The sequence below is a fragment of the Cellvibrio sp. KY-YJ-3 genome, assembly GCF_008806955.1.
Taxonomy (GTDB): Bacteria; Pseudomonadota; Gammaproteobacteria; order Pseudomonadales; family Cellvibrionaceae; genus Cellvibrio.
Genome location: NZ_CP031727.1, coordinates 2,225,255 through 2,251,206, shown reverse-complemented (window position 1 = coordinate 2,251,206; position 25,952 = coordinate 2,225,255). Strand labels below are relative to the sequence as shown.

Sequence of the window (25,952 nt, the reverse complement as noted above, 5' to 3'; positions counted from 1 at the left end):
TTACAGGCATTTTGGGTTAGCAATTTTGTGTGTGGCGACGATTAAAAATCGTCGCTGTCATCATCGGCAAATTCCAACTCTTCCTCGTCGCCGCTGGCGTCCATTCCCGCCTCGTCACCCACGCTGGTGAAATTCAAAATATAAGCTTCGGCCGCTTGCACAAATGCCAGAAAATCTTCATGGCGCACCGAGGCCTCATTAAAATTGGCGACCCATTGGAAAATTTTGTTGCCATCCACCGCCAGTGAACGATGGGCGCCAATATTCGGCGCCGCGCCAAATTCCTCTTTGGATAAACGCTCGATCACCGTCCACAAACTTTTGCGGCGGTTACCACCAAAATAGGCGGTGATATCCGGGTCTTTTAAAATCTCCATGCACTCTTGCAGCTGCGCATAAAATTCACGGGTTTGCACATGGGCCATGCCGGTACAAAATTCTGTAAGGTTGTATTGCAGTTCACGGGTTGCCTGATACAAACGCGAGCGCGATACCGGTGAGGTCTCGCTAAAACCATCATCCACCCGCTCGGTTTTATCTATGTACTCGGCCACTTCCGCCATCAGGTTGTGCCACAAATTGGGAAAGTGTTCATTCACCACCATGCGCGCCAGCACTTCGGTTTCGCTTTTATTCAACACTCGGCGATATACCATGCCGCGCTCTTCTTCCGAAGCGCGATCATCGCGGCGTTTCCAATAGCGATACAAGCGCGCGGCTACCGGGCCATCCACCACATCAATGGAGCCTGCGGCCCAATTGAGCACCAGCGCATCCACCAATTTAAATATTCCCAACCGCTCGCCCAATTCGTAAATGTAATCCAGTGCCCCGGCCGCAAGGATGTTGTCTTTAACTATGCCCTGCTCTTCAATGCCTTCAAAATCGTCAACTGAAAAATCCCACTGGCTAGTATTTTGTGCACCACCTTTCCGCCAGGCAGCATCGAGCGGGTCATCTTCACCGCTAGCGATTTCAATTGCATGGTTGTACGCCAAGGCAAAATGCTCGTCGTAACCACCGTCCTTGAGCTTTTCAATATCATCAATTTGAATGCCGCGATCGAGTAAATAATCGATCATCGCCATCTTTACCGCGTCAGTGAAACGGGATTTTTCAATCTCGCTCTGGTCGATATAAATTTCCAATAGCGCCGGTAGCTGGCCCTTTTCATTGACCTGACTGATCAGCTTTAATATGACCGGTTCAAGCGCACCCGGCGCCAAATTAATTTTTACGTTGTTAGGCATGATTTGACTTCCTTTCGCAACGGCATGGTTGGCGAGAATGTGAAAATTAACTGCCGCCAGTTACAAACTGACACGCACCTGATGCGCAATTAAATCGCGCAGCACATTGTCTTCAGTGATATTGATGCGGTGTTTTGCGCCCACCAATTTCACTAACTCCTGGGAGAAAATATCCAGCGGCCCATCTTTGCGTTCCAGCTCAAATAAAATCGCATTCACAAAACCTTTATCGTCCTTGATCTCCTCCACACTCATGTCATCGCCTTCCAATAATCTGGCCAGCAACGCGGGGTAAACTGCCGCTAATACCAGGCGTTTATTCTCGCTAATACGCAAACCATTCAGGCGTTTCAACACGCGATCCAACTCTGTGGTAATACCGCGATTTGCAATAATCTTGCGCACATTGCTGCTGGTGTAGGGAAATTTTTTGCGCATTTTTGCCAGCGCTTGTTGCGCTAATGGATCCAGCGAACCCACCCGCGCTGTCACTTTTAACAAACCGGTTTCGGCATCCGGGCGATTGCTGTCAAGCATCTTGTTCCACACCGGTTTTAAATCGCCAAAATCCAAATTTTTAATAGCCACCGTTTTGGCAGTTTTACGCGGTTCGGCCACAGCCTCTTTTTCAATTACAACTTCGGTTTCTTTCTTTTCATTAGCGGTAGTCATGACGCAGTCTCCCTTCACTGAGCTTAAAATCGAGATAACGCATTGCATCGGCGAGATTTAAACAGCCATAACCCGCTTTGCGATGTTTGAACGAGCGATCCAGCTTGTCGCTGGTGTGTTTGAGCAGATGTTTAACTTGATTGTCACTAAGTCTTTTGCCGCGCCCGCGCGCGTAGGATTTCAATAGCGCCACCGCACCCGCCACAAAGGGGGCAGCGTGTGAGGTGCCAGTGGAAAAGGCGTAGCCCTTATCCAAATAACTGCTGTACACATCCACCCCGGGGGCAATTAGCGATACCTGCTCGCCGTAAGTGGAAAAGTCGGCCACCTCGCGCTGTGCATCCATGGCGCCCACGGCAATTACCGAGTCAAAGGCACCGGGGTAATACATTTCCTGCTGACCATCATTGCCCGAAGCAGCAACAATAGTGACGCCCTTGCGCCGGGCATAATCAATGACTTCCTGGTGGGGCAAACCGCCACCACTGTGTTTTACCCCGAGCGACATATTGATCACATCGGCGCCCTGATCCACCGCGAATTTCACTCCGGCATTAATATTCTCCAGCAGACCAGCGCCCATTTTTTTGCCGTTCTTTTCCATCGCCGCAAGCACCCGCACGGGAATAATTTGGCATTCAGGCGCAACCCCCACCGGCATAGCGCGCCCCTTGCCCGCGATAATTCCGGCCACATGAGTGCCGTGCCCCACTTCGTCGGTGGCCACTTCATCGGCTTCAAGAAAGTCGCCAATAAATTCGGCAGCACCATCGAGAATATTCACAAAATCAAACCCGGGTTGCAGGCGCTCCACCAGCTCGGGGTGTTGCAAGTCCACACCGGTATCCAACACCGCAATTTTTATTTGCCCGTGGCCGCGCGAGTAGCGGTGTGCTTCATCCAAATAAATTAATTCGCGCGAGGTTTTATCGGTATTAACACTCAGCGCCGCCGTGGGTGGATTCAATTCCATCTCGCCGACATCGGTAGCGCTGGCCTGTTCCACCGCAGGCAACAAACGCAAGCGCTGGATTAACGCTTGAGGCACACGCCCGGAGCGGGTTAATACCAGGCGATAAATGCGATTCAAACCTGCAGCAATTTCATCGGCCGACCATTCGCCCTGAGCGGCGGCGTATTCGCGGGTGGCAAGAAAGGGAAGATTAAATTCACGAAACAGGCGATCGATATCAGGGTGGAAGGTCTCGCGTTCCAAACGGCGATCGGCCAGCAACATTTGCCAGTGAGGCAATTGCTCTATCGGCAAGGCCGCGCGCAATTTGATACGGACATGATCTTTCATAGCATTCCCTGAATATTTTTTTAGTTGTGCAACAGCAATCGACACCCGCTTTGCGCGTCATGGAAAACGACATTGCAATGCCCATACCAGCGTTTTCAATAGGCGACTCAAGATCACGGCTGGCGCGTGTTGCAGCGCAATCCATAAAAAAAATACCGAGGTGACAGCGGGTAATTTTTTACCCGGATAATTTTTTATTTATCCGCCATAACAAAAATTACGGCGCCAATTGACGCGTAAATTTTCCAAATCTGGCGGGTAAGCTATACCCCACTCGGGACAGCTCTGACCCACCCGAACAATCAGAAGGGGGCGTGGTTTTTTGCACACATAAAAAAACAGCGCGCGCCAGTAACAAGCGCGCGTGCAGAACAAAACGCAGAGAGGAATTAAACCAGATTGTGTTTGCGCGCGAGGCGGCCAAAAGCGCGGCGCTCTTTGCCCGCCTTGAGGGCAGCCTGGGTGATATTGCCTTTGGTAATGGCGAGGATGGATGCTATGTAGTGTTTTTCAAATTGGCTGATTACCAGCTCTTTCGCCTGACTGAAGGTCAGCGCCAAGGTACCGGCAGCCGACCCATAATAGGGTTGCAAATAATCAACACCCAGATCGCTGGCGCTGGTCATGGAGGCAGGCTTTTGTCCAAACACCCAGCGGGTAATTACATTTTCCAGCTCACGCACATTGCCCGGCCAGTGATAAGCCTGCAGCCAGTGCTCAAATGCGGGGGTGAGCGGGTTAGCGTAAAGCTGATGCTGTTCAGCTACCTTACGCCAGTAGCTATGGGCAAGCGGCAGAATGTCCTCACAGCGCTCGCGCAGCGGCGGCAGCTGGATGCGCAATACATCAAGGCGGTAAAACAAATCGTCGCGAAAACGACCCTCGCTTATACGCTCCTGCAAATCGCAGTGAGTGGCGGCAATGATGCGCACATCGGCATGGCATTCACGACCGGAGCCGAGCGGGCGAAAACAGCGCTCTTGGATAAACCTGAGCAGCAATACCTGCGCCCCAGGTGACAGGCTGTCGATCTCATCCAGAAACAAAGTACCGCCCTGCGCCTGACTAATCAGCCCCTCTTGCCGCGCTTGGGCACCGGTAAATGCGCCGCGCTCGTGGCCGAAGAGTTCATTCAAAATCAATTCATTGGGGTAGGCGCCGCAATTAATGGCAACAAAGGGGCGTTGCGCCCTGCGGCTTAACGCGTGCAGCGCGCGCGCCACCAATTCCTTGCCTGTGCCAGTTTCACCATAGACCAGCACCGAGGTATCCGCCGCCGCACAAAGCCTGATCTGCTGGCGCACCTCCACTATGGCAGATGAGTGACCACAAATACGGGCCAAAGGTTGATCATCGGTGTAATAGTTATCCCCTACCCCTGAACAGCGGGTCAGAGAATCCTGCATAGATTCCATGACTGATTCCTTCCAACAGTGTTGAGAGATTGTTGAATGACAGAGGGTTATGACGCTGTAAAAAAAGCCCGCGTGGCAGCGGGCTTTTTTCACTGGAATGTTTCTTAGTTTGCAGGCAACTCGATATTACCGGGCGCACCTCCGCCGACCGCCACACCACCATTATTCAACACAAACGTGACAACCTGGGTTTGCAGCTCAGCGGTAACCTGTGGTGCACCTCCCTCCGGACGCAGTAATGATGCATGGCCACCAGCCGTGTGTTTAACATAACCGCGCCCCAGTTGAGTTGAGCCTAGCCCCAGCTGCGTGGTATTGAGTAGCGATGCCATGGCCTGGGTTCCCGCAAGCGGCGCACCGGCTGCATTGTTGGGAATCACCAGATCATTATTAATTTGCTGCACCAATACCGGTACACCCAGCTGGGCCAGAGTTTCCATATAATTGACTGGATCACCCGCATCCATCGCACTTTGTGCGGCATACAAGAACCGTTCATAGTTAGTGGTTCCCACCATCACCCCACTCGCCCCCAGGCCACCATTAATCACAGGGGCAAAAGTAGCGGAGTTCACTAAAATTTGCGCCACTTGCGTGCCGGCAGCACTGGTGATCAAACCGCGAATCGGGTTGAGGTTGGAAGTGAGCCCTAGCTGCGCATCATTGGCAATCGCCAACTGATTCACGGTGGTAAATACACTACCCAGTATTCCTCCCAGTGACACACCTACAACATAAACACGATTCAAATCCAGACCAGTACTGACTGTTTTGAGCATCTCCGTATTTACGCTCGCAAGGCTGGCGTTGAGGTTGAGTAAATCCATTACCGCTTGACGATTGTTGTCGCGGGTATTGGTCAGGAAACCGAGGTTGATAAATTGCGCGCCCGAACCGTCACTTGCACCCGGCGTTTCAAAATTCATCGGCGCGGGAGCACCACCGGAACCGGCCACATTAAAGTGACGCTCATGGGGTGCGTTGTCGCCATAAAGCGCAGCAAAAGGGATGGACTGGCTCTTTTCCACGTTCAGTACATTCACAAAAGCGCTGTTGGCGGGAATGCCGTGCACCGGTAAATCGATGGCTACTGTGGCTACACAACGACTGGCCAAGGTATGCCCCAACGCGACAACCGATGCCCGATCGCTGGTAATACCGTGCACGTAAATCACCGTGGGATAACCGGTCGCTGCATAGATTTGGCCACAGTTAGCCGCACCGGCATAACCGGGCACCCAGTTGTCTTGCGGCATGGTGACTTGCAAAGGTACAGATTCATCGCCTGTTTTTGCCGCAAACGGATAGCGATAGGTGACGTTATAGCTGCCATCCACATCGGTCGGTATGGTCCGCCCCAAGGCACCGGCAAGGGTTAAATCCGGTTTCCAGTTGCGCTTTAAATACTCACCAAAAGGCAAACCCGTCGCCGCTGTTTGGTAATAAGGCAGCTTGATATAACCGGTATACAGCTTGCCAACATTAGCCGCCAACTGGCTGCTAAAAGCTGAGAAATCAACTCCCGTAACACCGGCAATGCCAAGGCTGCGGGCTTTGGGTGTAGGCAAAAGCCCAATAGACTCTAATTGTTGGACATTGGCCACAGCGGTGGATGGTGAAGCACCCGCCGCAATTTGTAACCCGGCGATGGCGGCACGGGGTGACGCCATCGCAATCAGGGGCGATATGGGGTCGGTTGTGGTGAAGGTATAGGTTAGCACCAGCTTTTCTTTTGCCGCTGCCACACTCAATGCCCCTCCGCTGGCCGCTGCCAGAAAACCACTGCCCAGCGTTTCCCAGCCTACTATCGAGTTGCGTACTGGCACCAAGGCTTCCAGGGTTGTGTAAGTCGGGTCGCGCAGCGCGTTGTAGCTCCAGGAACGGGTTAGTGGTGCTCCGCTACTGTCGCGCAGGTCATTGGTTAACACCACCAGATATTTGGTTTTGGCTTTCAGTGGTTTAGTGGGACGAATACGAATGGTGTTGTTGCTACCACCATCCAATGACACCACCTGAACATCGTAATTGGCAAGGCCAGCAATGCCGGTGATATTGGCAGGATTCAGCGCATCACCCGTCGCACTTAACTCAATCAAAAATACTGTTTGCGACGCCAGTGCGCTCGCCGGGTTTAGGCTACCGCTTAGCTGAATATCAAAAAACGCTGAGGTGGAGAATCCATCCAACTGATTCATGGTCGCCCGCACGGGGTCTGTCGGTGCACCCAGATTAGCCGTGCCATCGCTGGTCGCTGCCGCCGCAAAAATCAGATCGGTATTGAATGGTAAATCGGAAATGACAGGGTCAAAACGTGGATGGGTACCCACCACATAGGCATCAGGGCCCGAGGGCGGTGGAGCTTTTTCGGTATCACTGCCGCCGCAGCCCTGCAGGGCAAAGGTGGACAGTACGAGCGTAGATAACAGGAACAAGTGTATTTTATTCTTCATAATAGATCCCTGAGCAAGACGGTTAGTGCCACAACAATTGAGTCTAGTCTCATTTTCAAAAGCTGCGAGCCTGTCAATTACAAACCATTACCGCAATTCGATGAGTGTGATCTATTGCCAAAAAAAAAAGGCAAACCCCGGAAGGCTTGCCTTTTGCTTATGACACGATAAGTTACGCTCGCTGCAATTTATACTACACCTTTACAACTACACCTTTATAACTAGACAGCGATCTCGGCCAGGTTCCCTTTTTCCTCCAGCCAGGTTTTGCGATCACCCGCGCGTTTTTTAGCGAGCATCATATCCATGATTTGCATGGTGCCGTCGTCCTCACTAATCGTGAGTTGTACCAAACGACGGGTATCGCGCGCCATGGTAGTTTCACGCAGCTGTAACGGGTTCATCTCACCCAAACCTTTAAAGCGTTGCACATTGGGTTTGCCTTTTTTATTTTCGGCAGCGATGCGATTGAGCACACCATTTTTTTCGCCTTCATCCAACGCGTAATAAACTTCTTTACCTATATCGATACGGTACAACGGCGGCATAGCCACAAATACATGACCGCGGCGCACCAACACCGGAAAGTGTTTTACAAACAACGCACAGAGGAGTGTGGCAATGTGCAGACCATCCGAGTCGGCGTCGGCGAGAATACAAATTTTGTGATAGCGCAGCTCGCTTAAATCTTCGCTGCCAGGGTCCATGCCAATCGCAACTGAAATATCGTGCACTTCCTGACTGGCGAGAATTTCGCCCGAGTCCACTTCCCAGGTATTCAGGATTTTGCCACGCAGCGGCATAATCGCCTGAAATTCACGATCGCGCGCTTGTTTGGCCGAGCCGCCCGCTGAATCCCCTTCCACTAAAAATAATTCGCTGCGCGCCGGATCACCACTGGAGCAATCCGCCAATTTGCCTGGCAGCGCCGGGCCTTGAGTCACACGTTTACGCTCGATTTTTTTACTGGCGCGCACACGTTTTTGCGCATTGCTAATACAAAATTCGGCAAGTTTGTCGCCGTCTTCAGTGTGCTGGTTTAGCCAGAGTGCAAACGCATCTTTAGCAATACCCGACACAAACGCGGCAGCTTCACGCGAGGTTAAGCGCTCTTTGGTTTGACCGGAAAATTGTGGGTCGGCGTGTTTGTAAGAGAGCACATAACAGCAGGCATTCCACAAATCCTCTGGTGCGAGTTTAATACCGCGCGGAATTAAATTGCGGAATTCGCAGTAGTCGCGCAGCGCATCCAATAGACCAGTGCGCAAACCATTGACATGGGTTCCGCCCTGCGCGGTGGGAATCAGGTTGACGTAGGACTCCTGCACCAACTCGCCGCCATCCATCAACCATTGCACCGCCCAGGTCACGGCTTCGGTTTGGCCACTGAAATCGCCCACAAAGGGGCTGTCAGGTAGGGTTAGCCACTCTTGTGTTGCACCGGCGAGATAATCTTTTAAACCGTCTTCGTAATACCAAACATCTTTTTCGCCGGTTGACTCATCAAGGAAAGTGACGGTCAGGCCGGGGCACAATACCGCTTTGGCGCGCAACACATGGCGCATACGACTGACAGAGAATTTGGGCGAATCAAAATAAGTCGGATTTGGTAAAAAATGGACGCTGGTACCGGTTTGACGCTTGGGGCAAGTGTCGATAATTTCCAGGTCGCTGGCTTTATCGCCATTGGAGAAACCCATCTGGTAAACATTGCCGTCACGCTTCACGGTAACAATTAATTTTTCCGACAAGGCGTTCACTACGGATACACCTACGCCGTGCAAACCACCGGAAAATTGGTAATTTTTATTAGAGAATTTGCCACCGGCATGGAGCGTACACAAAATCACTTCTACGCCGGGCTTGCCCTGCTCCGGGTGAATATCCACCGGCATTCCGCGACCATCATCCACCACTGTGACCGAGTGATCTTTATGCAAAATCACATCAATAGTTTTAGCGTGGCCGGCGAGCGCCTCATCTACCGAGTTGTCGATAATCTCCTGCGCCAAGTGATTGGGGCGTGTGGTTTCGGTGTACATGCCCGGGCGTTTTTTTACCGGGTCCAATCCCGTGAGTACTTCAATATCTTCTGCGGAATAATTAGCCATCTTATTTTCTGTTTACCGATTAATTTAAAAAGCTGAATAGTTAAAAAAGCTGAGTCGTTAAAAAAAGCCTAGTGATTAAAAAAATCCATGCAGTCAGCAAAAAACCGTTCAAAGCCCTGGAAGGAGTGATCGCCACCCGCCTCTATTGTTTGTTTGCAACCTGCGTATTTTTGTACCGCCTTGCGGTAATCGAGGGTTTCATCGCCCGTTTGTACCAATAGCCAATAATTCTGTAGGCGCGAGGGAGCTATATCCACAGCGATAATTTCATCTATGTGGTGCGCACATAAGCGGTAGCTATCATCGGTGTGATAACTTTTCAGGTCAACCTCTAAATAGGCGGGCATAAAATCCTGCGGGCGCACCGCCGGGTTGATCAATACCGCACGCAAGTTATATTTTTCTGCCAGCCAGGTCGCCCAAAAACCGCCCAGTGAACTTCCCATTAAATACACAGGCTCAGGCAAAAGCGATTCAACCAATGCCTCCAGCAGCAGCTGGGTTTGCGCCGGATAAGGGGGGAGTTGCGGGCAGTGGAAACTGATTTCCGGGTGCTGCTGCGCGAGCCATTGCGCCGTTTGCTGCGCTTTAAAGGAGAGAGGGGAACTCAGAAACCCATGGATGTACACCAATGCCGCCATGGGGGATTAATAACCTGCCGATTTATAATCAATCACATACTGTTTGTTAGTAACGCGCAGCACACCCGTATCAAAACTACCGTCACCACGCAGATCAAACCAGCGATAACCAGGCATTTGGGTATCCACTGTAAAATCATCGCACTTGGGTTTGAACTGCACACAAGTTGAAGGCGTGGCCAGCAGGGTGACACCTTTGCGCTGCTGCTGGAACTCTTGGTGGACATGCCCCCAGGTCACAATTTTTACCTGCGTATGGGCATCAATCAGCTGGAAGAAGGCATCGGCATTGCGCACTATGTATTGATCGATCCATACACTCCCCACCAGCACTGGTTGGTGATGCAGGGAAATAATCACATGTTTATCGCGATGCGCACGCAAGGCATGCTCAAGAAAATCCAGTTCACTGGCAGCCAACTGACCGTAAACCTGTCCGGGCACACTGGAGTCCAATAAAACCAATACCCACTGCCCCAACATCACCAAACGGCTTTGAATGCCAAGGCGCTCCTGATTGGCGGCCATCAATTCCGCTGAGTCATGATTGCCAGGCAACCAGCTCATAGGCTGGGAGAAGTAGCGGCGAATATTGGTTTCAAAACGCTGATAACAATCTCTATGCGCTTCGCTGGCCACATCGCCAGTACACAAAAGATGATCAAAACCAACCTCAGAGGTTTGAATCAGCTGCAAAACATCATCAAGACTCTGGTCAGTATTAAGCCCCAGAAGGGATTCGCTCTGCTGCGCTCCCAAATGGCAATCGGTTATCTGAATCAGACGCACTGGCGGCTCTCATCCTTTGATAGTCGGGTTTTCTTTGGTGATTGGGTTATTTTTGTCGGGTTTGAACAGATCATCGGACTTTGACGACCTGTCACGATGACTGAGACGTCAAACTAATAGCGATATTAACAGCAACAATATACGCAAGGGAGTTATCACGCCAGTATCAAAAAAGAAAAATGAGATGATCGAAGGCCAAGAAGTGTAAAACTTGAGCGTCACTGTGACCTGATCGACACTCTTTTAAAAAGAGGCGAGTTCACCAACCGCGTGCCCCTGCTCCAAACAAAGATTCAACCACTCCCCCAAAAAACGGTTTAGTTGGTATTTTTCATCACTTTGGTACATGGATTGGTTGGGGTAGTCGTAACGGGGACGTAAACGTTTGTGCCCCTCCCACGCCAATACCTCAGCAAGCTTGGCATCGTGATACATACGCAGAGTAAGTTTGGGCATGGAGAGCCATTGCGATGATTGCCCCACACTTGTTCGGCTCAGCTCCAGAGTGGTGGTGTAGGGGGAGCGCTCGGTGACTCTTAATAAATGTAACCACTGTTGATTTGCACGAGTAACCATAAACCGAATTTCATCGGCCTCAACAGGCGCGGTTAATTTCGTCAAGCGTGCATAATTTGCCTCACACTCCGCCATTTGCAAAGGTAAATCAACCTTGTAACGCTCTTTGTAAGTAACGTACTCGGGCTGAGCCTTGGCAACACGCAATGTAAACATAGAGACCTGATTAAAGTAGTCCCGGACGAAATAGTACCGGATTAAAACGAATAATTTATTACACCATGCGGGTGATATCGCACCATTGCCCGGGCGCACATTCTTTTTCACCCTGAGAGAAGTGTTAGTCACAGACAGGACTAAGTCAATGGCAAGAAAAATTTATTCTGCAGCAACTTGCAAACGCAAACGGTTGCGATTCATTTGCAACCACTGCAAACAAATTAACGCGGCGGCATTATTAAACGCACCGTTTAATAACTCTGCGAAAACATCATCAGCGGCTAGTACATGAACGCGAATATCTTCACCTTCCTCTGGCAAACCAAAAACACCGCCGGCCTCACTGAGATCACACAAGCCGCAAAATAAATGTAACTTCTCGTCGCAGCCGCCGGGGCTGGATAAATAATTGCAAATATACTCCATCGCATAAGGTACTATATTTGCCTCTTCGATTAGCTCGCGCCGCGCAACCTCTTCTGGCGACTCGCCCTCCTCCAACATGCCGGCAACCACTTCATAGCACCAAGGGCCGTTAGGCTCATCCAAGGCACCTATACGAAATTGTTCTACCATGCCGATCAAATCCTGTTTTGGATCATAAAGCACAACTGCTACTGCTTCACCGCGCACAAATAATTCGCGACCAATCTCCTTGCCCCAGCCACCATCAAATAATTTGTGGCGCAGAAAGATTTTTTCTACACGGAAAAAACGTTTGTACATTTCTTCGCGGCGAATGATTTCCACATCCGCGCGAGTGAATTCGGGTTTTTTGATCATAGATAAAGTCTTATTGATTATTTAAATCCCCTGCTCCCCTTTCCCAAAGGGGAGCAGGGGATTTAAAGCCTGGTCGCTGATTTAAACTCTGTGATAAATCTCAGCGCCTGCTTCCAAAAACTCTTTGGATTTTTGTTTCATTTCCGCTTCGACATCGATCATCTTGATAATATCCTGATCGCCAATCACCGAAATATCAGTGCCATTTTTTGCCGCGTAGTCGCGCACTTCCTGGGTGATTTTCATCGAGCAAAATTTCGGGCCACACATAGAGCAGAAGTGTGCAACTTTTGCTGAATCTTTTGGCAAGGTTTCATCGTGATAAGAACGGGCAGTATCTGGATCAAGACCGAGATTAAATTGATCTTCCCAGCGGAATTCAAAACGCGCTTTGGATAACGCATTATCGCGCAATTGTGCACCCGGATGACCTTTCGCTAAATCGGCAGCGTGCGCTGCAATTTTGTAAGTGATGATGCCTTCTTTTACATCATCTTTATTCGGTAAACCCAAATGCTCTTTGGGTGTTACATAGCAAAGCATTGCACAACCGAACCAACCGATCATGGCAGCACCAATACCTGAGGTGATGTGATCGTAACCCGGTGCTATATCCGTCGTTAATGGGCCAAGCGTATAGAAAGGTGCTTCGTCACAGACTTCTAATTGCTTGTCCATATTTTCTTTGATCATGTGCATAGGCACGTGACCCGGGCCTTCAATCATGCATTGCACATCGTGTTTCCACGCAATCTTGGTTAACTCACCGAGCGTTTCCAGCTCGCCAAATTGCGCTTCGTCATTTGCATCAGCAATCGAACCAGGGCGCAACCCATCACCCAATGAAAAACTAACGTCATAGGCTTTCATGATTTCGCAAATTTCGTCGAAATGGGTGTAAAGGAAATTTTCTTTGTGATGCGCCAGACACCACTTGGCCATGATCGAACCACCGCGCGATACAATGCCCGTCACACGTTTAGCGGTGAGCGGCACGTAGCGCAGCAATACACCGGCGTGAATCGTAAAATAATCCACACCCTGTTCTGCTTGTTCAATCAAAGTATCGCGGAAAATTTCCCAGGTAAGATTTTCCGCAACACCGTCTACTTTTTCCAGCGCTTGATAAATAGGTACAGTGCCAATAGGCACGTGCGAGTTGCGAATAATCCACTCGCGGGTTTCGTGAATATTTTTGCCGGTAGACAAATCCATTACCGTATCGGCGCCCCAACGTGCACCCCAAGTAAGTTTTTCTACTTCTTCCTCAATCGATGAACCCAATGCCGAGTTACCGATATTGCCGTTAATTTTCACCAGAAAATTACGCCCGATAATCATCGGCTCCAATTCCGGGTGATTGATATTTGCAGGGATAATCGCACGGCCGCGCGCCACTTCATCGCGCACAAACTCCGGAGTGATTTCATCGGGGATACTTGCACCAAAACTCATGCCTTTGTGCTGCTGCCCCAAAGCTTTATATTGAGGATCTACACTCAATTCACGTGCTTGTGCCAGCGCCATATTTTCGCGGATGGCGATATATTCCATCTCCGGGGTAATGATCCCTTTTTTGGCGTAATGCATTTGCGATACGTTCATGCCCGGTTTGGCGCGGCGCGGTTTACGGGTGAGATTGAAACGCAGGCTCGCCAATTTGGGGTCGTTCAGGCGCGCATTAGTAAATTCAGAGTGACTGTCTTCCAATACCTCAGTGTCATTGCGCTCTTCAATCCAGGCGGTGCGCACATCGCCCAAACCGGTGCGCAAATCAATTTTTACGTTAGGATCGGTGTAAGGGCCGGAAGTGTCGTAGACACGCACTGGTGGATTCTTCTCGCCGCCAAAATCAGTCGGAGTATCAGCGAGCGTAATCTCACGCATGGGCACTTGAATATCCGCGCGCGAACCCTGCACATAAATTTTTTGTGAGCCAGTAAAGGGCTGTACCGAAGCTTTATCGACTTCGGCGGTTTGGCTGAGAATTTTTTCGACGCTGGTATTCATAATAGTGGCCTTGTCTTAATCAGGTATTTAAATAAATTTGGATAATAGAACGTGATTTAATAAAAAGAATAGAAGTGATGAACCGGGCCTGAGCCCTGCCCTATGTGCAATTTTTCAGAGTGCACCAAGGCTTGATGTAAATAATTTTTTGCCTGTTTGACCGAGTCACTGAGTGATAATTGTTTGGCCAAACCAGCGGCAATTGCCGATGCCAAAGTACAACCGGTTCCGTGGGTATTTTTAGTGGCTAGCCGCGGCGCAGAAAAAGCTTCAACGCCCGTCGGGGTAATTAATAAATCGGTTGCTTCCTCACCATCGGTGTGCCCGCCCTTCATCAATACCGCGCGCGCGCCCAAGGCAATAATTTGTTCACCTTGCAATTGCATCTGCTCACGATTTTGCGCCATGCGCGTGTTCAACAATACCGCCGCCTCATGCAAATTTGGAGTAACCAGCGTAGCGAGTGGTAGCAATTTTCCAATCAGTGTGTGGATTGCATCTTCTGCCAATAATCTATCGCCACTGGTGGCGACCATTACCGGATCCAGTACAAAAGGAATTTGTGGGTAAGCACTCAGGGATTCAGCCACTGCTGCAATAATTTCCGCTGTTGCCAACATGCCACTTTTGATCGCACCGACATTGATATCACTCAATACCGAATGAATTTGCTGCTGCACAAACGCCGGAGGAATAGGCAATACACCTTGCACCCCCATAGTATTTTGCGCAGTGAGCGAGGTGATGGCACTGGTACCAAATACTCCCAGCGCGGAAAAGGTTTTTAGATCCGCTTGAATACCGGCACCACCGCCGCTGTCGCTACCAGCAATGGTCAGGGCTATAGGGGTCTGCAGGTGAGGGTTCATTAAATTTCCGCAATGAGTAAAAACAGTAAAGCGCGGAAAGGAGAGAAATAACCAAGGCACACTTAATAGGCATGCAAAAACTGGAGGCTCTCGTTCCCTACGCCGGTACTAACCGGATCAGGTCGGCGGGTATATCTCAGCCTCGTTGCCCGCATACAGCGAACAAAAAGCACCCCGACAAGAAAACCGCAGTCTATTGGAGTTAAGCTGCAGAGTAAAGGTAGGGACGCCGCTTGCTGCGCCCCTACCGGTGAGGTTATTTTTCCTGGGATTTCAATAAGCCCAATTTCCCTGCCAACAGTGCAGTGGTTGGAGCCTGGATCAAAATGGTGCCCAGAATAAAGATAAAGGTGATTGCACCGACCACATCGATACCCGGCACCTTCATGCCAGCCAGAATACCCACCAGCGCTGCCGGGATTACCCCGGTTTCACGGGTCCAACTCATAAATACCAACTCTTTCCATGTCCACTTGGCACGACGGTCAGGGCCTGCGCAAATAAATACCGTCAGGGGACGGGCGATAAAGATAAAAATAAACAACAGGACCAGACCAACACCCAAGTATTCTTTGAGCAAGTGGAAATCTACCTGCGAGCCCAGCAGGATAAAGATAAACATACGCATTAATAGCGCGGTATTACCCACATAATCTTCCAGATACTCGTGTTCATGATCATCGAGCGGCAAATTAAATGTCTCTTTGTTGCCGATCATCACACCGCAGGTAAATACCGCCATAAAACCGGAGGCACCGATTTTGTCGGCCAGCAAATAGACGGTGATAACTGCCAGGATAATCACAAATGGCGTCACTTCGCGAAAAATACCAAAACTGTTGTGCGCCATTAAAAACGCGGCGCTGTAGCCAACAATCGCCCCTAACACCAAGCCCATGCCAGCCTCATACGCCAGCTCCCCCAGGGAGTGAGTCAAGCTAAACCCCTCGCCGGTTCCCATCACATAAGCCACCACTGCAAATGTCGCAATCGCACCCATGGCATCATTGAGCGCTGACTCGCTCATAACCGTTTGTGATACCCGATCTTTAATCGGGACTTGTTTGAAAATCGGTACCAGAGTGGCGGGGTCAGTGGATGCCGTCAACGCCCCTAACACCAGTGCAACACCAATAGGAATGCCCAACCAGACGCCGGCGTAGGTAATGATCGCCCCGGTAATTAATACACCGAAGGTAGCGATCACCGCTAATGAAATCCATATTTCTTTTAACACAGCAAAACGCAGCGTTGCCCCGCCTTCAAACAGCAGATAACAAGCGCCGATGGTGAGAATTAGCTGATTCATCGTTGAGTCAGCTGGCACATGCAATACCCCGCCGATGGTGGGCCCCAAACCAATCCCGATGAGCAAAAAAAGGACTATGTCGGGTACCTTTATTTTTTTGGCGATCACACCGCCTAACAGCCCGGTAAAAATAATGATCCCGACATACATGAGGTCGAGCTTGGCGATATCCAATGACGACATAAGTGCTCCGCAGAAAAGTGAAAAAATGTTAAAGCAAAGAATGTGCGGATGCTGACAGCTGGCGTGAAATAACTTTATAAATTGTGTGTAAATTCGTACCCTTTTTACCCCTTGCGGGTTTTCGATCGCCCATAAAAAAACCGGAGTCAAAGCTCCGGTTTTTCAGCACCGCTCCTGGCGATCAACCAAATACTACATTGGCCAATGTCAAAGCGACTACATAACCACAGGTATACGCAATAAATACAAAGGGGGTATAGCGCAAGAATGCACCAAAGGTTAGCCCTTTCACTTTGCTCATAGCGATAATTCCCGCCGCAGAGCCAATTGCCAACAATGAACCACCCACACCTACGCCATAGGTCAACGCCAACCATTCGGGTGTTTGCAACACGGGCTCCGATTTGAGAAGCGCTGCTGTCAGGGGCACGTTATCGATCATGGCGGAGAACAAGCCCATCAAGTAGTTGGCGTATTGCGGAGCCAACTGGGCATAGAAATTGGTGAGCAAATCCAGGGTGCCAATTTCTTTGAGCATACCGACCAATAACAAAATCCCGAGAAAGAACAACAGGGTTTCATATTCGATTTGACGTACATATTCCAAAATACGCGTTTCTTCCGGGTCCATGTCCATAAAATGGCCAATAAAGAACATAATTGACAGCCCCACCAAAAAGGTCAGTACCGGCGGCACACCAAAGAAAAAGTTGAATAACATGGTGCAGGCAATGGTGCTGAAGAAGGTGCCGACAATCGCCCAATCCATGCCAGTAAAGGTGCGGGCATCTTTTTCTGTAGCAACTTGGCCGGACACACCAGGGAACATCAATCCCGCTAATACCATGACCCCTACAATCGCCGGAACCCAAAGCAGTAATAGTTGCGGCATTGTCACATGGCCGGAGAGGAAGATCATCAGCGTGGTGACATCGCCGGTGATCAAGGCAACACCACCAGAGTTAACCGCAAAAACAACCAACACCGCGAGTTTGATGCGCGTGCGCTGATCCACATCAAAAGCATGCACCAAGCCGAGCGTTACCAAGGTTGCGGTCACGTTGTCGCACACCATTGACAGTGTCATGGCAAACAAGGCTACCAATATCATCAAACTGCGGGTGCTCATCTGTGCGGGGCACAGGCGCTGCACGACGGACTGCACTATTCCCTTGGCATTGAGGTAAGCAACAAAAGTCATGGTCGCCATAAGGAACAACCACAGTGTCGCAATCTCCAACAGGTTGTGATTCAGCTTTTCCAGCATCACTTCCTGGTGTGCGTGATCACCGGCAAACATGAACATCACCAACCACGACAAGCTGCCGAAAAACAAAGTAGTTTTGGCTTTATTGATATGGATAACTTCCTCGAACACCACCCCAAGCAGGGCGAGTACGGCAAAGATCACCAATACGATTTCAATGGACATAGTCATAAAAGACCCTTTTGGTAGTTAAAAAATCGGCAGCAAGGCAACAGACCAACATCGTATCGAAGGACTTGTAACTGACAAGTAACGATTCGGCCCGGCATGAAGGAGGGTTTTACCCAAACCCGGCACAGTGCAAATGGGCGCGCATGATAAAAGTTGGCCTGCGGCGAAGCAATCAAACATTCTGCGTAAGAGGTGATATTCGCCAAAAATGACCTATTTAGGACCTACCAACGGTATAAACACAAACTAACAATTTTGCGAACAGTGAATCTGTATGCTGTTTTATTGCATCTAAGGAATTACTTGGGCTAATTGAACTCGCCAATATAGCGTCCGGCAGGTTTAGAAAGGTAAACACAGGAACCCCGCTTACATTTGTAACTTCCTGTTGCGGCACTAACGTTTTACCCTTTTTAACCACTGAACCCTTGTTCATTTCTCGACCCCAAGACAGCAAGCGGCTAAACTCCACGCAACTTGTATATTTGTGCTTACATCCGTTTTTAATTGCGCCCTCAGGCAATAAATACTGCGGATGCTGAACTGGAATTCTTAAACTCTGGACTTTGGAAACCTCTATGAAAAAGACCAAGCTCTACTTACTCGTTAGCCTGTTTTCGCTAACGCCTTTTACTGCCAGCGCCAATAGCCTGCTGGATGTGTACGAACTCGCACTGCAAAATGACGCCCAGTTAAAAGCCGACAGAGCTAAATATGAAGCAGGCCTTGAAAATAAAACTATCGCCCGCTCCAATTTGCTGCCGCAGATCAATGCCAACGCCCAGATCTCGAACTCCGATATCGAAACCACTGACAATCTGACCAATACCAGCCTCAAAAATGATACCGATGGTAAAAGCTGGGAAGTCTCGCTGAGCCAACCCTTGTTCAACATGTCCTACTGGTACAGCTACAAACAAGGTGGGAAGCTGAGTGAACAAGCCGAAGCGCAATACGGTGCCGACCAACAAAGCCTGATTGTGCGCGTGGCAGAAGCCTACTTCAATGTATTGCGTTCAGTAGAAACCCTGGAAGCAACCATCGCAGAAGAAAAAGCCTTGGCTAAACAGCTGGAGCAAACCAAACAGCGCTTTGATGTGGGCTTGACTGCAATCACTGAAGTGCACGAAGCCCAAGCTGCTTTTGACAGCGCACGCGCAGCCACATTGGTTGCACGCGGCAACTTAAGTATCAATTACGAAGCACTTGAAGTACTGACCGGTAAACCGGAAGACCAGGTTGCTCCCCTATCTCCCAAGTTCCCGGTCGTTGCACCTACACCCTCTAACCGCGCCGACTGGGTTGAGTTCTCGTTACAGAACAACTACAACCTGAAAGCGTCCAAGCTACAAGCTGATGCATCGTTGCAATTTGCCAAAGCCAACAAATCGGGCCATTTGCCAACATTGGGCGCTAACCTGGGTTATTCCGATAGCGAATCGGACAGCGATAATGGTGGGCAAACCGGTGGGCCAAGTGACATCAGCAGAAATGGAACAACCATTTCACTGCGTCTTGATGTACCTATATATAGTGGAGGCGCAACCTCTGGCCGCAGCCGTCAAGCCTATGCGCAATACACCCAGGCACAAGAGCTTTACAACAGTACCCAGCGCAACGTGATTCAAAACACTCGTGCCCTGCACTTGTCAGTAGAAACCGATGTCGCCAACGTTCAGGCACGCAAGCAGGCGATTGTCTCCAACCAATCTGCACTGGAAGCAACCCAATCCGGTTATGAAGTGGGAACTCGCAACCTGGTAGAAGTATTGCTCGCCCAGCGCAACCTTTATCAAGCGCGCCGCAACTATTCCGATGCGCTCTACACCTACGTAATCAATACCATTAAATTGCGCGAAGTAGCCGGTATGCTCACGCCTGCTGACGTGCAGGAAATTGATAAGTGGCTGTTGGACGACGCATTAGTAAACCGTAGCCAATACGAAAACTAAGCCTGCCCGAGTACAAATGCTCCAAAAAAATGCCAGGTTTTTGCCTGGCATTTTTGTTTTTATCGAACCTATGTTTTATCAGCGCCATACGTCGCGCTGCCGCCCTACTCAATATAGCGTTGAATAAGAGAACAGGTTTTATCCAGGGCACCACGGTTATCCAAGGCAACATTTAAAGCTGCCGCACCGCACCGCTCGCGCTTGGATTTATCATCAATCAATTGCAAAAACGCCTGTGCTAACTGCGCTGCCGAACTAACTCGCACTAATGCGCCAGCCTCCGTCATTAAACTCGCCACCTCCGCAAAATTAAACAGATGCTCACCGCTGAGTAAGGGCAAACCCCAGGCCGCTGGCTCGATAAAATTATGCCCACCATTAGGCACCAGGCTGCCACCCACAAACGCCATATCGCTCGCACCAAACATTAAGAGCAATTCACCCATAGTATTGCCAAGCAATATATCGGCGGAGTCAGACCACTGCTGTTCACTGCGGCGAGCCAACTCAAAACCACGAGCACTGCACAGCTGCCCCACCCGCTCAAAACGTTCGGGATGGCGCGGCACTAACACTAATACCGCCCGTTGCGCTGCAGCTGAATTACTGGCACGCACTTGCGCAAATGCGTCGAGAATTATTTCATCTTCCCCTTGATGCGTACTGGCCGCGATCAATACCGGGCGCTGCCCCTGCGCAGACAATTGTTGTTTTAACTGTTGCGCCTGACCGCGCAATTCATCCCCCAAAAACAAATCAAATTTAATATTGCCAGTCACTACCGCTTTAGCCTTGGGCAGGCCCAAATCAATAAACCGCTGCGCGTCCACCGTATTTTGTATCAACGCCAATGAGAGGTCGCCCAACATTGGTTTGGTCAACGCCGAAAAACGCGCATAACCGCGCGCCGACCTTTCAGACAAGCGCCCATTAATCAGCAATGAAGGAATCGCTCGCTTGGCACACGCCGCCAGAGTGTTCGGCCAAAGCTCTGTTTCCATCACCAAAAACAACGCGGGTTTTACCCGTCGTAAAAATCGCCAAAGAGCGTCAGGCAAATCATAAGGTGCATACACATGAAATACAGAATCACCCAACGCACTGCGCACACGCTCCGAACCGGTAGGCGTGGTCGTTGTAATCACTAACTGCAAACTCGCATCAGCCTGCAGGCGACGAATCAACGGCAGCGCCGCTAAAAATTCCCCTACTGAAACAGTATGTAACCACACTACTTTTTTATTGGTAACCAACGGCGAGAAAAAACCAAACCGCTCCGCCCAGCGCTTCGCATAAGCAGGAGCCGCCATAGCGCGCCACAACAAGCGCAATAAAATAAAAGGAAGCAAAAAGTAAAACAGGCCGGTATATAAAGTACGCATGATTGATCCACTAAGCTAAACGGCGCTCAGCATAACAAATCACCTCTTAAAAGTGACGGACGCCGCCACTAAATATCCAACGGGCTACGCACACCAAGACCACCTTTGTTGAGTATATGGGTATAATCTCGATAGTTTTCACATCGCTGTGACCCAACAATTCTTGTACTGTACGAATATCGTAACCAGTAACCAAAAGCTGCGTAGCAAAACCATGACGAAATGTGTGGCAAGATGCATGTGAACTTTCCACAGGCAGTGACTACATGAACCCAGATATTAAAGCCAAGTTCGATAGCTACCCAAAGGACGTTCAGCAGCAACTAGAGCAAGTGCGTAAACTCATTTTGATGGTGGCTGCTGAAAATAAATTGGGGGAAGTTAAAGAAACGCTTAAGTGGGGCGAAGCGAGTTACCTGGTTAAGAGTGGTAGTGCGATTCGAATCGACTGGAAACCGAAAGATCCAAATGCAATCAAAGTATTTTTTCACTGCCAGACACGATTGGTTGAAACGTTCAAAGAAATATACCGCACGGAATTTGTGTATGAGGGTAAGCGAGCGATATTGATTCCTTTGAATACGAACATTAACCACCTGCCATTAAAGCACTGCATTGAGTTGGCACTAAAGTATCACCAGATTAAACACCTCCCCCTGCTCGGCGCGTAGCGACAAACCGTTGCTACTTTGCTATATCTGACATGCCTTACAAAAAAATATTTCACATGAAATTGTGATGCCCTCACCTCAGGATTAATACCATGTCAGACCTAAAAGACCCTCGTGTTCTTTTCGCTGCAGAACGAACCCTGCTTGCATGGAACAGGACCAGCTTGGCGCTGATTGCTTTTGGATTTTTAGTGGAGCGAGCTGGTTTGCTGATGCGCGTGCTTGCACCTGAGCAAAGTAATTCTATTGAAGCCATTACAACTTTTTGGATTGGACTGGCGTTTATTCTTTTGGGTGTGATTGCTGCGACTTATTCATCGAAACAATATAGCTCCGTGCTCAAAACGCTAAACACTCAAGAATATCCCGCGGGTTATAATGCAAAATGGGGCATGGCTATTAATTTACTGATTGCTTTGCTCGGTGTTTTATTGATCACAGGGCTTTATGCCGGTCGAACTTAGCAGGTAGAAAAAAGAGCGCCAATGCGCTCTTTTAAATTGAAATTATTGCGCCGATGGCACCAGCTGCACCCGCGGTGGGCCGCCTAATTTAATGTCGCCACGCACGCGATAGCCCGGCAAGGCGTCGCGCATTTTTTGATAGATCCAGCGCCCCTCTACATCACTGCGGGCGATAATCATGGCCAGGCTATTCGTTGCTTTGAGCTGTTGTGCAATCTCATTGATGCGCGCCAATATTTGCGGATCATCTTTTCCCAGCAAGCTGGCTTCTAATAAAAATTCATTGGCACCGCCACGATAAGGCTCTACGGGTGGCGCGGATTTAATTTGCTCGGTAAGCGCCGCCGAAACCTCCTTAATTAACAAATTGTTCGGGTCGACGATGCGGGCATTGTTGAGCATGGTCGTCGCTTGGGTGTAGTTGCCGCGGGCTGCAGCCTGACGAGCCAGATCTACATAGCGCATAACGATGCCCTGCAACCCACCCTTGGCGCGCTGGTTGTTGGGCTCGAGTTTTAACACTGCATGGAAAAAATCATAAGCGTTGTCATTGGCAGGCGTGAGCAATTGATCGCGCGACAGGGTGTACTCCCCGTTAAGTAGCAGCATGCGAACCACCTGCTGCTCTTTGGTGATCACCGGAACCGGTGGTGCTACTGGCGCAGGTGCTACAGGAGCGGGTTTTTTCTGATTCGCATAAAAAGGAAGCTGACAGGCACTGAGGCTGAAAAACACTGCCATACACAATGCACTGCGACCAACAAAATTAAACATAACGCCTTTTCTCTGTACTGAAAGATGAGTTGTGTGTTGCGTTAGAAAAATCGAACATCGCATAGAATGATTGCGATTACCGATTGTCTAGAAGGCTGCGTATGTTACTGTAAGTCGCGCCCAAGGACACCAGAACCTGGGCACTCCCCAGCCAATTTGATCAAGATACGTTTCCATGTATATGAGAATGCAAAAGACTCGCCACCCATTTATCAAATTCCCGAGCTGCACTGGCGTCATCGCCCTGCTGCTCGCCAGTGTTATCTCATTTGCTGCGCCTGCTTATGCCCAGGATCCCTTTGCTAAAAACACCAGCACTAACAACAGCAATAGCCTGCTGGGCGCACAGGATGAATTTTTGCCGGTTGCCGAGGCATTCAAACCGAGCTTCGAGATTTCCAGCGAACGGCTGACATTAAGCTGGACTATTGCAGATAAATACTACCTTTATGAAGAGCGCTTTAAGTTTAAAGCCGATCAAGCCATTACGCTGACCCCCATCTATAGCCCAGGCAAGATGAAGTATGACGAGTTGTTTGAGCGCGAAACCATGGTGCACTACCAACAAGTCAGTGCGACATTTGATATCAGCGCAATTCAACAATCTTTTACGCTGAAGCTGGAATACCAAGGCTGCGCCGATGCTGGCCTCTGTTATCCACCACAAAAACTTACCTTGAGAGTTGACCCTGTTGCACTGACCGTGACGGAGCAAATCCCCACCGCACCATTAATAGCCCCAACAACTCCGGCAACTACCGACACACCGACAACAGATTCAAACTGGCTACTGCAAGCCATGCTGCTCGCCTTGTTAGGCGGCATGATTCTGAACCTGATGCCCTGCGTTTTTCCGGTGCTATCCATTAAGGTGATGAGCCTTGCGTCTGCCGATCGCAGCCGGTTAGCACTGCATGGCTGGGTTTACACGCTGGGTATTGTGGTCTGTTTTGTGGGATTTGCCATCGCGTTGATTCTGGCACGCAAAGGTGGTGAAGCGGTGGGCTGGGGCTTTCAATTGCAATCGCCCGGGTTAATTGCCGCACTGGCCTATTTATTTTTTGTGATGGGCTTGAGCATGTCCGGACTGATTCATTTTGGCGGTAGTTTGATGGGCGCTGGCCAGCGATTGACACAAAAGTCTGGCTTGAGCGGTTCATTTTTTACCGGCGTATTGGCGGCCGTAGTTGCCAGCCCTTGCACCGCTCCGTTTATGGGTGCCGCACTCGGGTTTGCGCTCACACAACCACCGCTGGTCTGTATTGCTGTTTTTGCCGCACTGGGTTTTGGTATGGCACTACCGCTGTTGCTCTTGTGCTACCTGCCTGCCTTGGCTAACCGCCTACCCAAACCTGGCGTGTGGATGGACAACCTGAAACAGCTGCTAGCTTTCCCCCTGTACCTAAGCGCAATTTGGTTACTCTGGGTTTATGGTCGCCAGACAGGCGTTAACGGCATGGCAAGTTTGTGTATTGGCGCCGTGCTGATTGCTTTTGGCTGCTGGTTATCAGGCCGCCATACCACCGGTTTATGGCTTTGGCTGCGCCGTTTGGCGATTGTGGCCAGTTGGATTATCGCTCTTGCATTCATTTTCCAAACACCCGCCCTAAACAACCAAGCGCAGCCCCAAGGACGCTGGCAACCTTACAGCCCCGAACTACTGGCGGACTTACGCAGCCAAGGCCGCCCGGTATTTGTAAACCTGACGGCAGATTGGTGTCTCACTTGTCTGGCCAATGAACGAATCGCACTGGACACAGCTGCTGTGGAAGCCGTATTTGATGAGCTTAATGTGGCAACCATTAAAGGTGACTGGACAAATACTGACCCCAAAATTACCGAGTTACTGCAAGAATATGGCCGCAGCGGCGTTCCTCTATACCTCTGGTTTCCGGCCAACCACGCGGGCAAAGGCCAGTTATTACCCCAACTACTCACCAAAGAGTTGGTTATCAACACCTTGAAAGGCGAAGATAGGCCATAGATTCATACTTTTTGATGAAATTAGCAGCACTTACCGTCAACTTTACAAAACTTCCCGCATCGTGCCGCTATCGTGGGGGCATGATGCGGGGATAATCATGCAAAAGTGTTATTTAAGTGCCGCTTTTTAGCATCACCCTGACTAACTTCTTCAATCATGCTGGCATTTTCTGCCAACTCAACAAAATTTCGCTGCTATCGTGGACAGATCCCGGTTTTTGCGGCAAACTCTTCTCACTTTCAATCCAGACAGGCCGAGACTCGCCAGATATTGGTGAGTTCGCGCACAAAAACAGAATATCACTGCAGGATCACAGTCAATGGCAACCATTTTGGTACTTCACGGCCCCAACCTGAACCTTTTAGGGCTGCGCGAACCAGGCATCTATGGCGCCACCACACTGGAAGACATCAACCGTAAACTGACCCAAACCGCGCTTGATGCCGGCCACCACCTGCAAACCCTGCAAAGCAATGCCGAATACGAATTAATTGATCGCATTCACGATGCACGCAAAGAAGGTGTCGATTTCATCATCATCAACCCCGCCGCCTTTACCCACACTAGCGTTGCACTGCGCGATGCGTTACTTGGCGTTGGCATTCCGTTTATCGAAGTGCACTTATCCAACGTGCACAAGCGCGAGGCCTTCCGCCACCACTCCTATTTCTCTGATGTCGCCCAAGGCGTCATCTGTGGATTTGGCGCCACCAGTTACGACCTGGCGCTGCAAGCTGCTTTCACCCTGATCAAATAGCACCCTATTT

At 49.9% G+C, this 25,952-nt stretch carries 22 protein-coding genes and 1 riboswitch; of the genes, 5 read left to right on the top strand and 17 right to left on the bottom strand.

The genetic code is table 11. The annotated features are described in order from the left end of the window. Nucleotides 1–41: 41 nt before the first annotated feature. The 14 genes from D0B88_RS09540 to nhaD form a co-directional block, all read right to left on the bottom strand. Entirely contained in the window at nucleotides 42–1,250 is a 1,209-nt protein-coding gene (locus D0B88_RS09540) for a hypothetical protein (protein WP_007643050.1), read from the bottom strand. A 60-nt stretch (nucleotides 1,251–1,310) separates the two neighbouring features. After that, complete coding sequence (locus D0B88_RS09535; protein WP_007643052.1) at nucleotides 1,311–1,922, bottom strand: hypothetical protein; 612 nt, start codon at nucleotides 1,920–1,922, stop codon at nucleotides 1,311–1,313. Further along, complete coding sequence (locus D0B88_RS09530; protein WP_040392301.1) at nucleotides 1,909–3,225, bottom strand: S8 family serine peptidase; 1,317 nt, start codon at nucleotides 3,223–3,225, stop codon at nucleotides 1,909–1,911. The genes D0B88_RS09535 and D0B88_RS09530 overlap by 14 nt, the downstream gene beginning before the upstream one ends. Nucleotides 3,226–3,614: 389 nt before the next feature. Next, nucleotides 3,615–4,640: a sigma-54-dependent Fis family transcriptional regulator gene (locus D0B88_RS09525; RefSeq protein WP_151056766.1), complete on the bottom strand. Its 1,026-nt coding sequence runs from the start codon at nucleotides 4,638–4,640 to the stop codon at nucleotides 3,615–3,617. Between the two features lie 104 nt (nucleotides 4,641–4,744). Continuing rightward, nucleotides 4,745–7,090, bottom strand: coding sequence for a hypothetical protein (locus D0B88_RS09520; RefSeq protein WP_151056764.1), 2,346 nt, complete (start codon nucleotides 7,088–7,090; stop codon nucleotides 4,745–4,747). Nucleotides 7,091–7,311: 221 nt separating this feature from the next. Further along, nucleotides 7,312–9,201: a DNA topoisomerase IV subunit B gene (gene parE, locus D0B88_RS09515; RefSeq protein WP_151056762.1), complete on the bottom strand. Its 1,890-nt coding sequence runs from the start codon at nucleotides 9,199–9,201 to the stop codon at nucleotides 7,312–7,314. 68 nt (nucleotides 9,202–9,269) lie between these two features. Next, nucleotides 9,270–9,842, bottom strand: coding sequence for a YqiA/YcfP family alpha/beta fold hydrolase (locus D0B88_RS09510; protein WP_151056760.1), 573 nt, complete (start codon nucleotides 9,840–9,842; stop codon nucleotides 9,270–9,272). A 6-nt stretch (nucleotides 9,843–9,848) separates the two neighbouring features. After that, nucleotides 9,849–10,631, bottom strand: coding sequence for a 3',5'-cyclic-AMP phosphodiesterase (gene cpdA, locus D0B88_RS09505; RefSeq protein WP_040392304.1), 783 nt, complete (start codon nucleotides 10,629–10,631; stop codon nucleotides 9,849–9,851). 243 nt (nucleotides 10,632–10,874) lie between these two features. Next, nucleotides 10,875–11,363: a DUF1249 domain-containing protein gene (locus tag D0B88_RS09500; RefSeq protein WP_007643063.1), complete on the bottom strand. Its 489-nt coding sequence runs from the start codon at nucleotides 11,361–11,363 to the stop codon at nucleotides 10,875–10,877. A gap of 162 nt (nucleotides 11,364–11,525) precedes the next feature. Continuing rightward, complete coding sequence (locus D0B88_RS09495; protein WP_007643065.1) at nucleotides 11,526–12,149, bottom strand: NUDIX domain-containing protein; 624 nt, start codon at nucleotides 12,147–12,149, stop codon at nucleotides 11,526–11,528. Nucleotides 12,150–12,230: 81 nt separating this feature from the next. Next, nucleotides 12,231–14,159 carry a phosphomethylpyrimidine synthase ThiC gene (gene thiC / locus D0B88_RS09490; RefSeq protein WP_007643067.1) on the bottom strand — a complete coding sequence of 643 codons (1,929 nt, stop codon included), beginning with the start codon at nucleotides 14,157–14,159 and terminating at the stop codon, nucleotides 12,231–12,233. A gap of 56 nt (nucleotides 14,160–14,215) precedes the next feature. Then, the gene (gene thiD, locus D0B88_RS09485) at nucleotides 14,216–15,028 is read right to left on the bottom strand and encodes a bifunctional hydroxymethylpyrimidine kinase/phosphomethylpyrimidine kinase (RefSeq protein WP_151056758.1); all 813 of its coding nucleotides are present in this window, start codon (nucleotides 15,026–15,028) and stop codon (nucleotides 14,216–14,218) included. Nucleotides 15,029–15,105: 77 nt separating this feature from the next. Continuing rightward, nucleotides 15,106–15,215: riboswitch (TPP riboswitch) on the bottom strand. Between the two features lie 69 nt (nucleotides 15,216–15,284). Then, on the bottom strand, nucleotides 15,285–16,520 hold the full coding sequence (locus tag D0B88_RS09480; protein ID WP_007643071.1) for a sodium:proton antiporter: 1,236 nt from the start codon (nucleotides 16,518–16,520) through the stop codon (nucleotides 15,285–15,287). 181 nt (nucleotides 16,521–16,701) lie between these two features. After that, on the bottom strand, nucleotides 16,702–17,958 hold the full coding sequence (nhaD, locus tag D0B88_RS09475; RefSeq protein WP_007643072.1) for a sodium:proton antiporter NhaD: 1,257 nt from the start codon (nucleotides 17,956–17,958) through the stop codon (nucleotides 16,702–16,704). 578 nt (nucleotides 17,959–18,536) lie between these two features. Here nhaD and D0B88_RS09470 point away from each other — a divergent pair. Beyond that, nucleotides 18,537–19,910 (top strand): TolC family outer membrane protein, encoded by a 1,374-nt coding sequence (locus tag D0B88_RS09470; protein ID WP_151056756.1) that lies wholly within the window; start codon nucleotides 18,537–18,539, stop codon nucleotides 19,908–19,910. A 104-nt stretch (nucleotides 19,911–20,014) separates the two neighbouring features. Here the strand turns inward: D0B88_RS09470 and waaA are convergent, their stop codons facing one another. Beyond that, nucleotides 20,015–21,292: a lipid IV(A) 3-deoxy-D-manno-octulosonic acid transferase gene (gene waaA / locus D0B88_RS09465; RefSeq protein WP_151056754.1), complete on the bottom strand. Its 1,278-nt coding sequence runs from the start codon at nucleotides 21,290–21,292 to the stop codon at nucleotides 20,015–20,017. 46 nt (nucleotides 21,293–21,338) lie between these two features. Beyond that, nucleotides 21,339–21,545 (bottom strand): tyrosine-type recombinase/integrase, encoded by a 207-nt coding sequence (locus D0B88_RS09460; protein WP_304487087.1) that lies wholly within the window; start codon nucleotides 21,543–21,545, stop codon nucleotides 21,339–21,341. A 13-nt stretch (nucleotides 21,546–21,558) separates the two neighbouring features. On the opposite strand from D0B88_RS09460, the gene D0B88_RS09455 reads away from it, so the two are divergent. Both D0B88_RS09455 and D0B88_RS09450 read left to right on the top strand, forming a co-directional pair. Beyond that, entirely contained in the window at nucleotides 21,559–21,963 is a 405-nt protein-coding gene (locus D0B88_RS09455; RefSeq protein WP_151056752.1) for a DUF1801 domain-containing protein, read from the top strand. Between the two features lie 92 nt (nucleotides 21,964–22,055). Further along, nucleotides 22,056–22,427, top strand: coding sequence for a YidH family protein (locus D0B88_RS09450; protein WP_151056750.1), 372 nt, complete (start codon nucleotides 22,056–22,058; stop codon nucleotides 22,425–22,427). Between the two features lie 42 nt (nucleotides 22,428–22,469). Here the strand turns inward: D0B88_RS09450 and D0B88_RS09445 are convergent, their stop codons facing one another. Then, nucleotides 22,470–23,201, bottom strand: a complete 732-nt coding sequence (locus tag D0B88_RS09445; protein ID WP_151056748.1) for a hypothetical protein — start codon at nucleotides 23,199–23,201, stop codon at nucleotides 22,470–22,472. Nucleotides 23,202–23,388: 187 nt separating this feature from the next. On the opposite strand from D0B88_RS09445, the gene D0B88_RS09440 reads away from it, so the two are divergent. Beyond that, a complete protein-coding gene (locus D0B88_RS09440; protein WP_151056746.1) occupies nucleotides 23,389–25,185 on the top strand; it encodes a protein-disulfide reductase DsbD in 1,797 nt (598 codons plus the stop codon). A 319-nt stretch (nucleotides 25,186–25,504) separates the two neighbouring features. After that, the gene (gene aroQ, locus D0B88_RS09435) at nucleotides 25,505–25,942 is read left to right on the top strand and encodes a type II 3-dehydroquinate dehydratase (protein ID WP_007644079.1); all 438 of its coding nucleotides are present in this window, start codon (nucleotides 25,505–25,507) and stop codon (nucleotides 25,940–25,942) included. The last annotated feature ends 10 nt before the right edge of the window (nucleotides 25,943–25,952 follow it).

Excerpts from the sequence above, each read along its gene's own strand:
- D0B88_RS09455 (WP_151056752.1), top strand. The coding sequence starts at position 21,559 with ATGAACCCAGATATTAAAGCCAAGTTCGATAGCTACCCAAAGGACGTT.
- D0B88_RS09540 (WP_007643050.1), bottom strand. The coding sequence starts at position 1,250 with ATGCCTAACAACGTAAAAATTAATTTGGCGCCGGGTGCGCTTGAACCG.
- D0B88_RS09450 (WP_151056750.1), top strand. The coding sequence starts at position 22,056 with ATGTCAGACCTAAAAGACCCTCGTGTTCTTTTCGCTGCAGAACGAACC.
- waaA (WP_151056754.1), bottom strand. The coding sequence starts at position 21,292 with ATGCGTACTTTATATACCGGCCTGTTTTACTTTTTGCTTCCTTTTATT.
- D0B88_RS09480 (WP_007643071.1), bottom strand. The coding sequence starts at position 16,520 with ATGTCGTCATTGGATATCGCCAAGCTCGACCTCATGTATGTCGGGATC.
- D0B88_RS09535 (WP_007643052.1), bottom strand. The coding sequence starts at position 1,922 with ATGACTACCGCTAATGAAAAGAAAGAAACCGAAGTTGTAATTGAAAAA.
- D0B88_RS09510 (WP_151056760.1), bottom strand. The coding sequence starts at position 9,842 with ATGGCGGCATTGGTGTACATCCATGGGTTTCTGAGTTCCCCTCTCTCC.
- D0B88_RS09445 (WP_151056748.1), bottom strand. The coding sequence starts at position 23,201 with ATGTTTAATTTTGTTGGTCGCAGTGCATTGTGTATGGCAGTGTTTTTC.
- nhaD (WP_007643072.1), bottom strand. The coding sequence starts at position 17,958 with ATGACTATGTCCATTGAAATCGTATTGGTGATCTTTGCCGTACTCGCC.
- D0B88_RS09525 (WP_151056766.1), bottom strand. The coding sequence starts at position 4,640 with ATGGAATCTATGCAGGATTCTCTGACCCGCTGTTCAGGGGTAGGGGAT.
- D0B88_RS09520 (WP_151056764.1), bottom strand. The coding sequence starts at position 7,090 with ATGAAGAATAAAATACACTTGTTCCTGTTATCTACGCTCGTACTGTCC.
- D0B88_RS09440 (WP_151056746.1), top strand. The coding sequence starts at position 23,389 with ATGCAAAAGACTCGCCACCCATTTATCAAATTCCCGAGCTGCACTGGC.
- D0B88_RS09500 (WP_007643063.1), bottom strand. The coding sequence starts at position 11,363 with ATGTTTACATTGCGTGTTGCCAAGGCTCAGCCCGAGTACGTTACTTAC.
- aroQ (WP_007644079.1), top strand. The coding sequence starts at position 25,505 with ATGGCAACCATTTTGGTACTTCACGGCCCCAACCTGAACCTTTTAGGG.
- parE (WP_151056762.1), bottom strand. The coding sequence starts at position 9,201 with ATGGCTAATTATTCCGCAGAAGATATTGAAGTACTCACGGGATTGGAC.
- D0B88_RS09470 (WP_151056756.1), top strand. The coding sequence starts at position 18,537 with ATGAAAAAGACCAAGCTCTACTTACTCGTTAGCCTGTTTTCGCTAACG.
- thiC (WP_007643067.1), bottom strand. The coding sequence starts at position 14,159 with ATGAATACCAGCGTCGAAAAAATTCTCAGCCAAACCGCCGAAGTCGAT.
- D0B88_RS09530 (WP_040392301.1), bottom strand. The coding sequence starts at position 3,225 with ATGAAAGATCATGTCCGTATCAAATTGCGCGCGGCCTTGCCGATAGAG.
- thiD (WP_151056758.1), bottom strand. The coding sequence starts at position 15,028 with ATGAACCCTCACCTGCAGACCCCTATAGCCCTGACCATTGCTGGTAGC.
- D0B88_RS09495 (WP_007643065.1), bottom strand. The coding sequence starts at position 12,149 with ATGATCAAAAAACCCGAATTCACTCGCGCGGATGTGGAAATCATTCGC.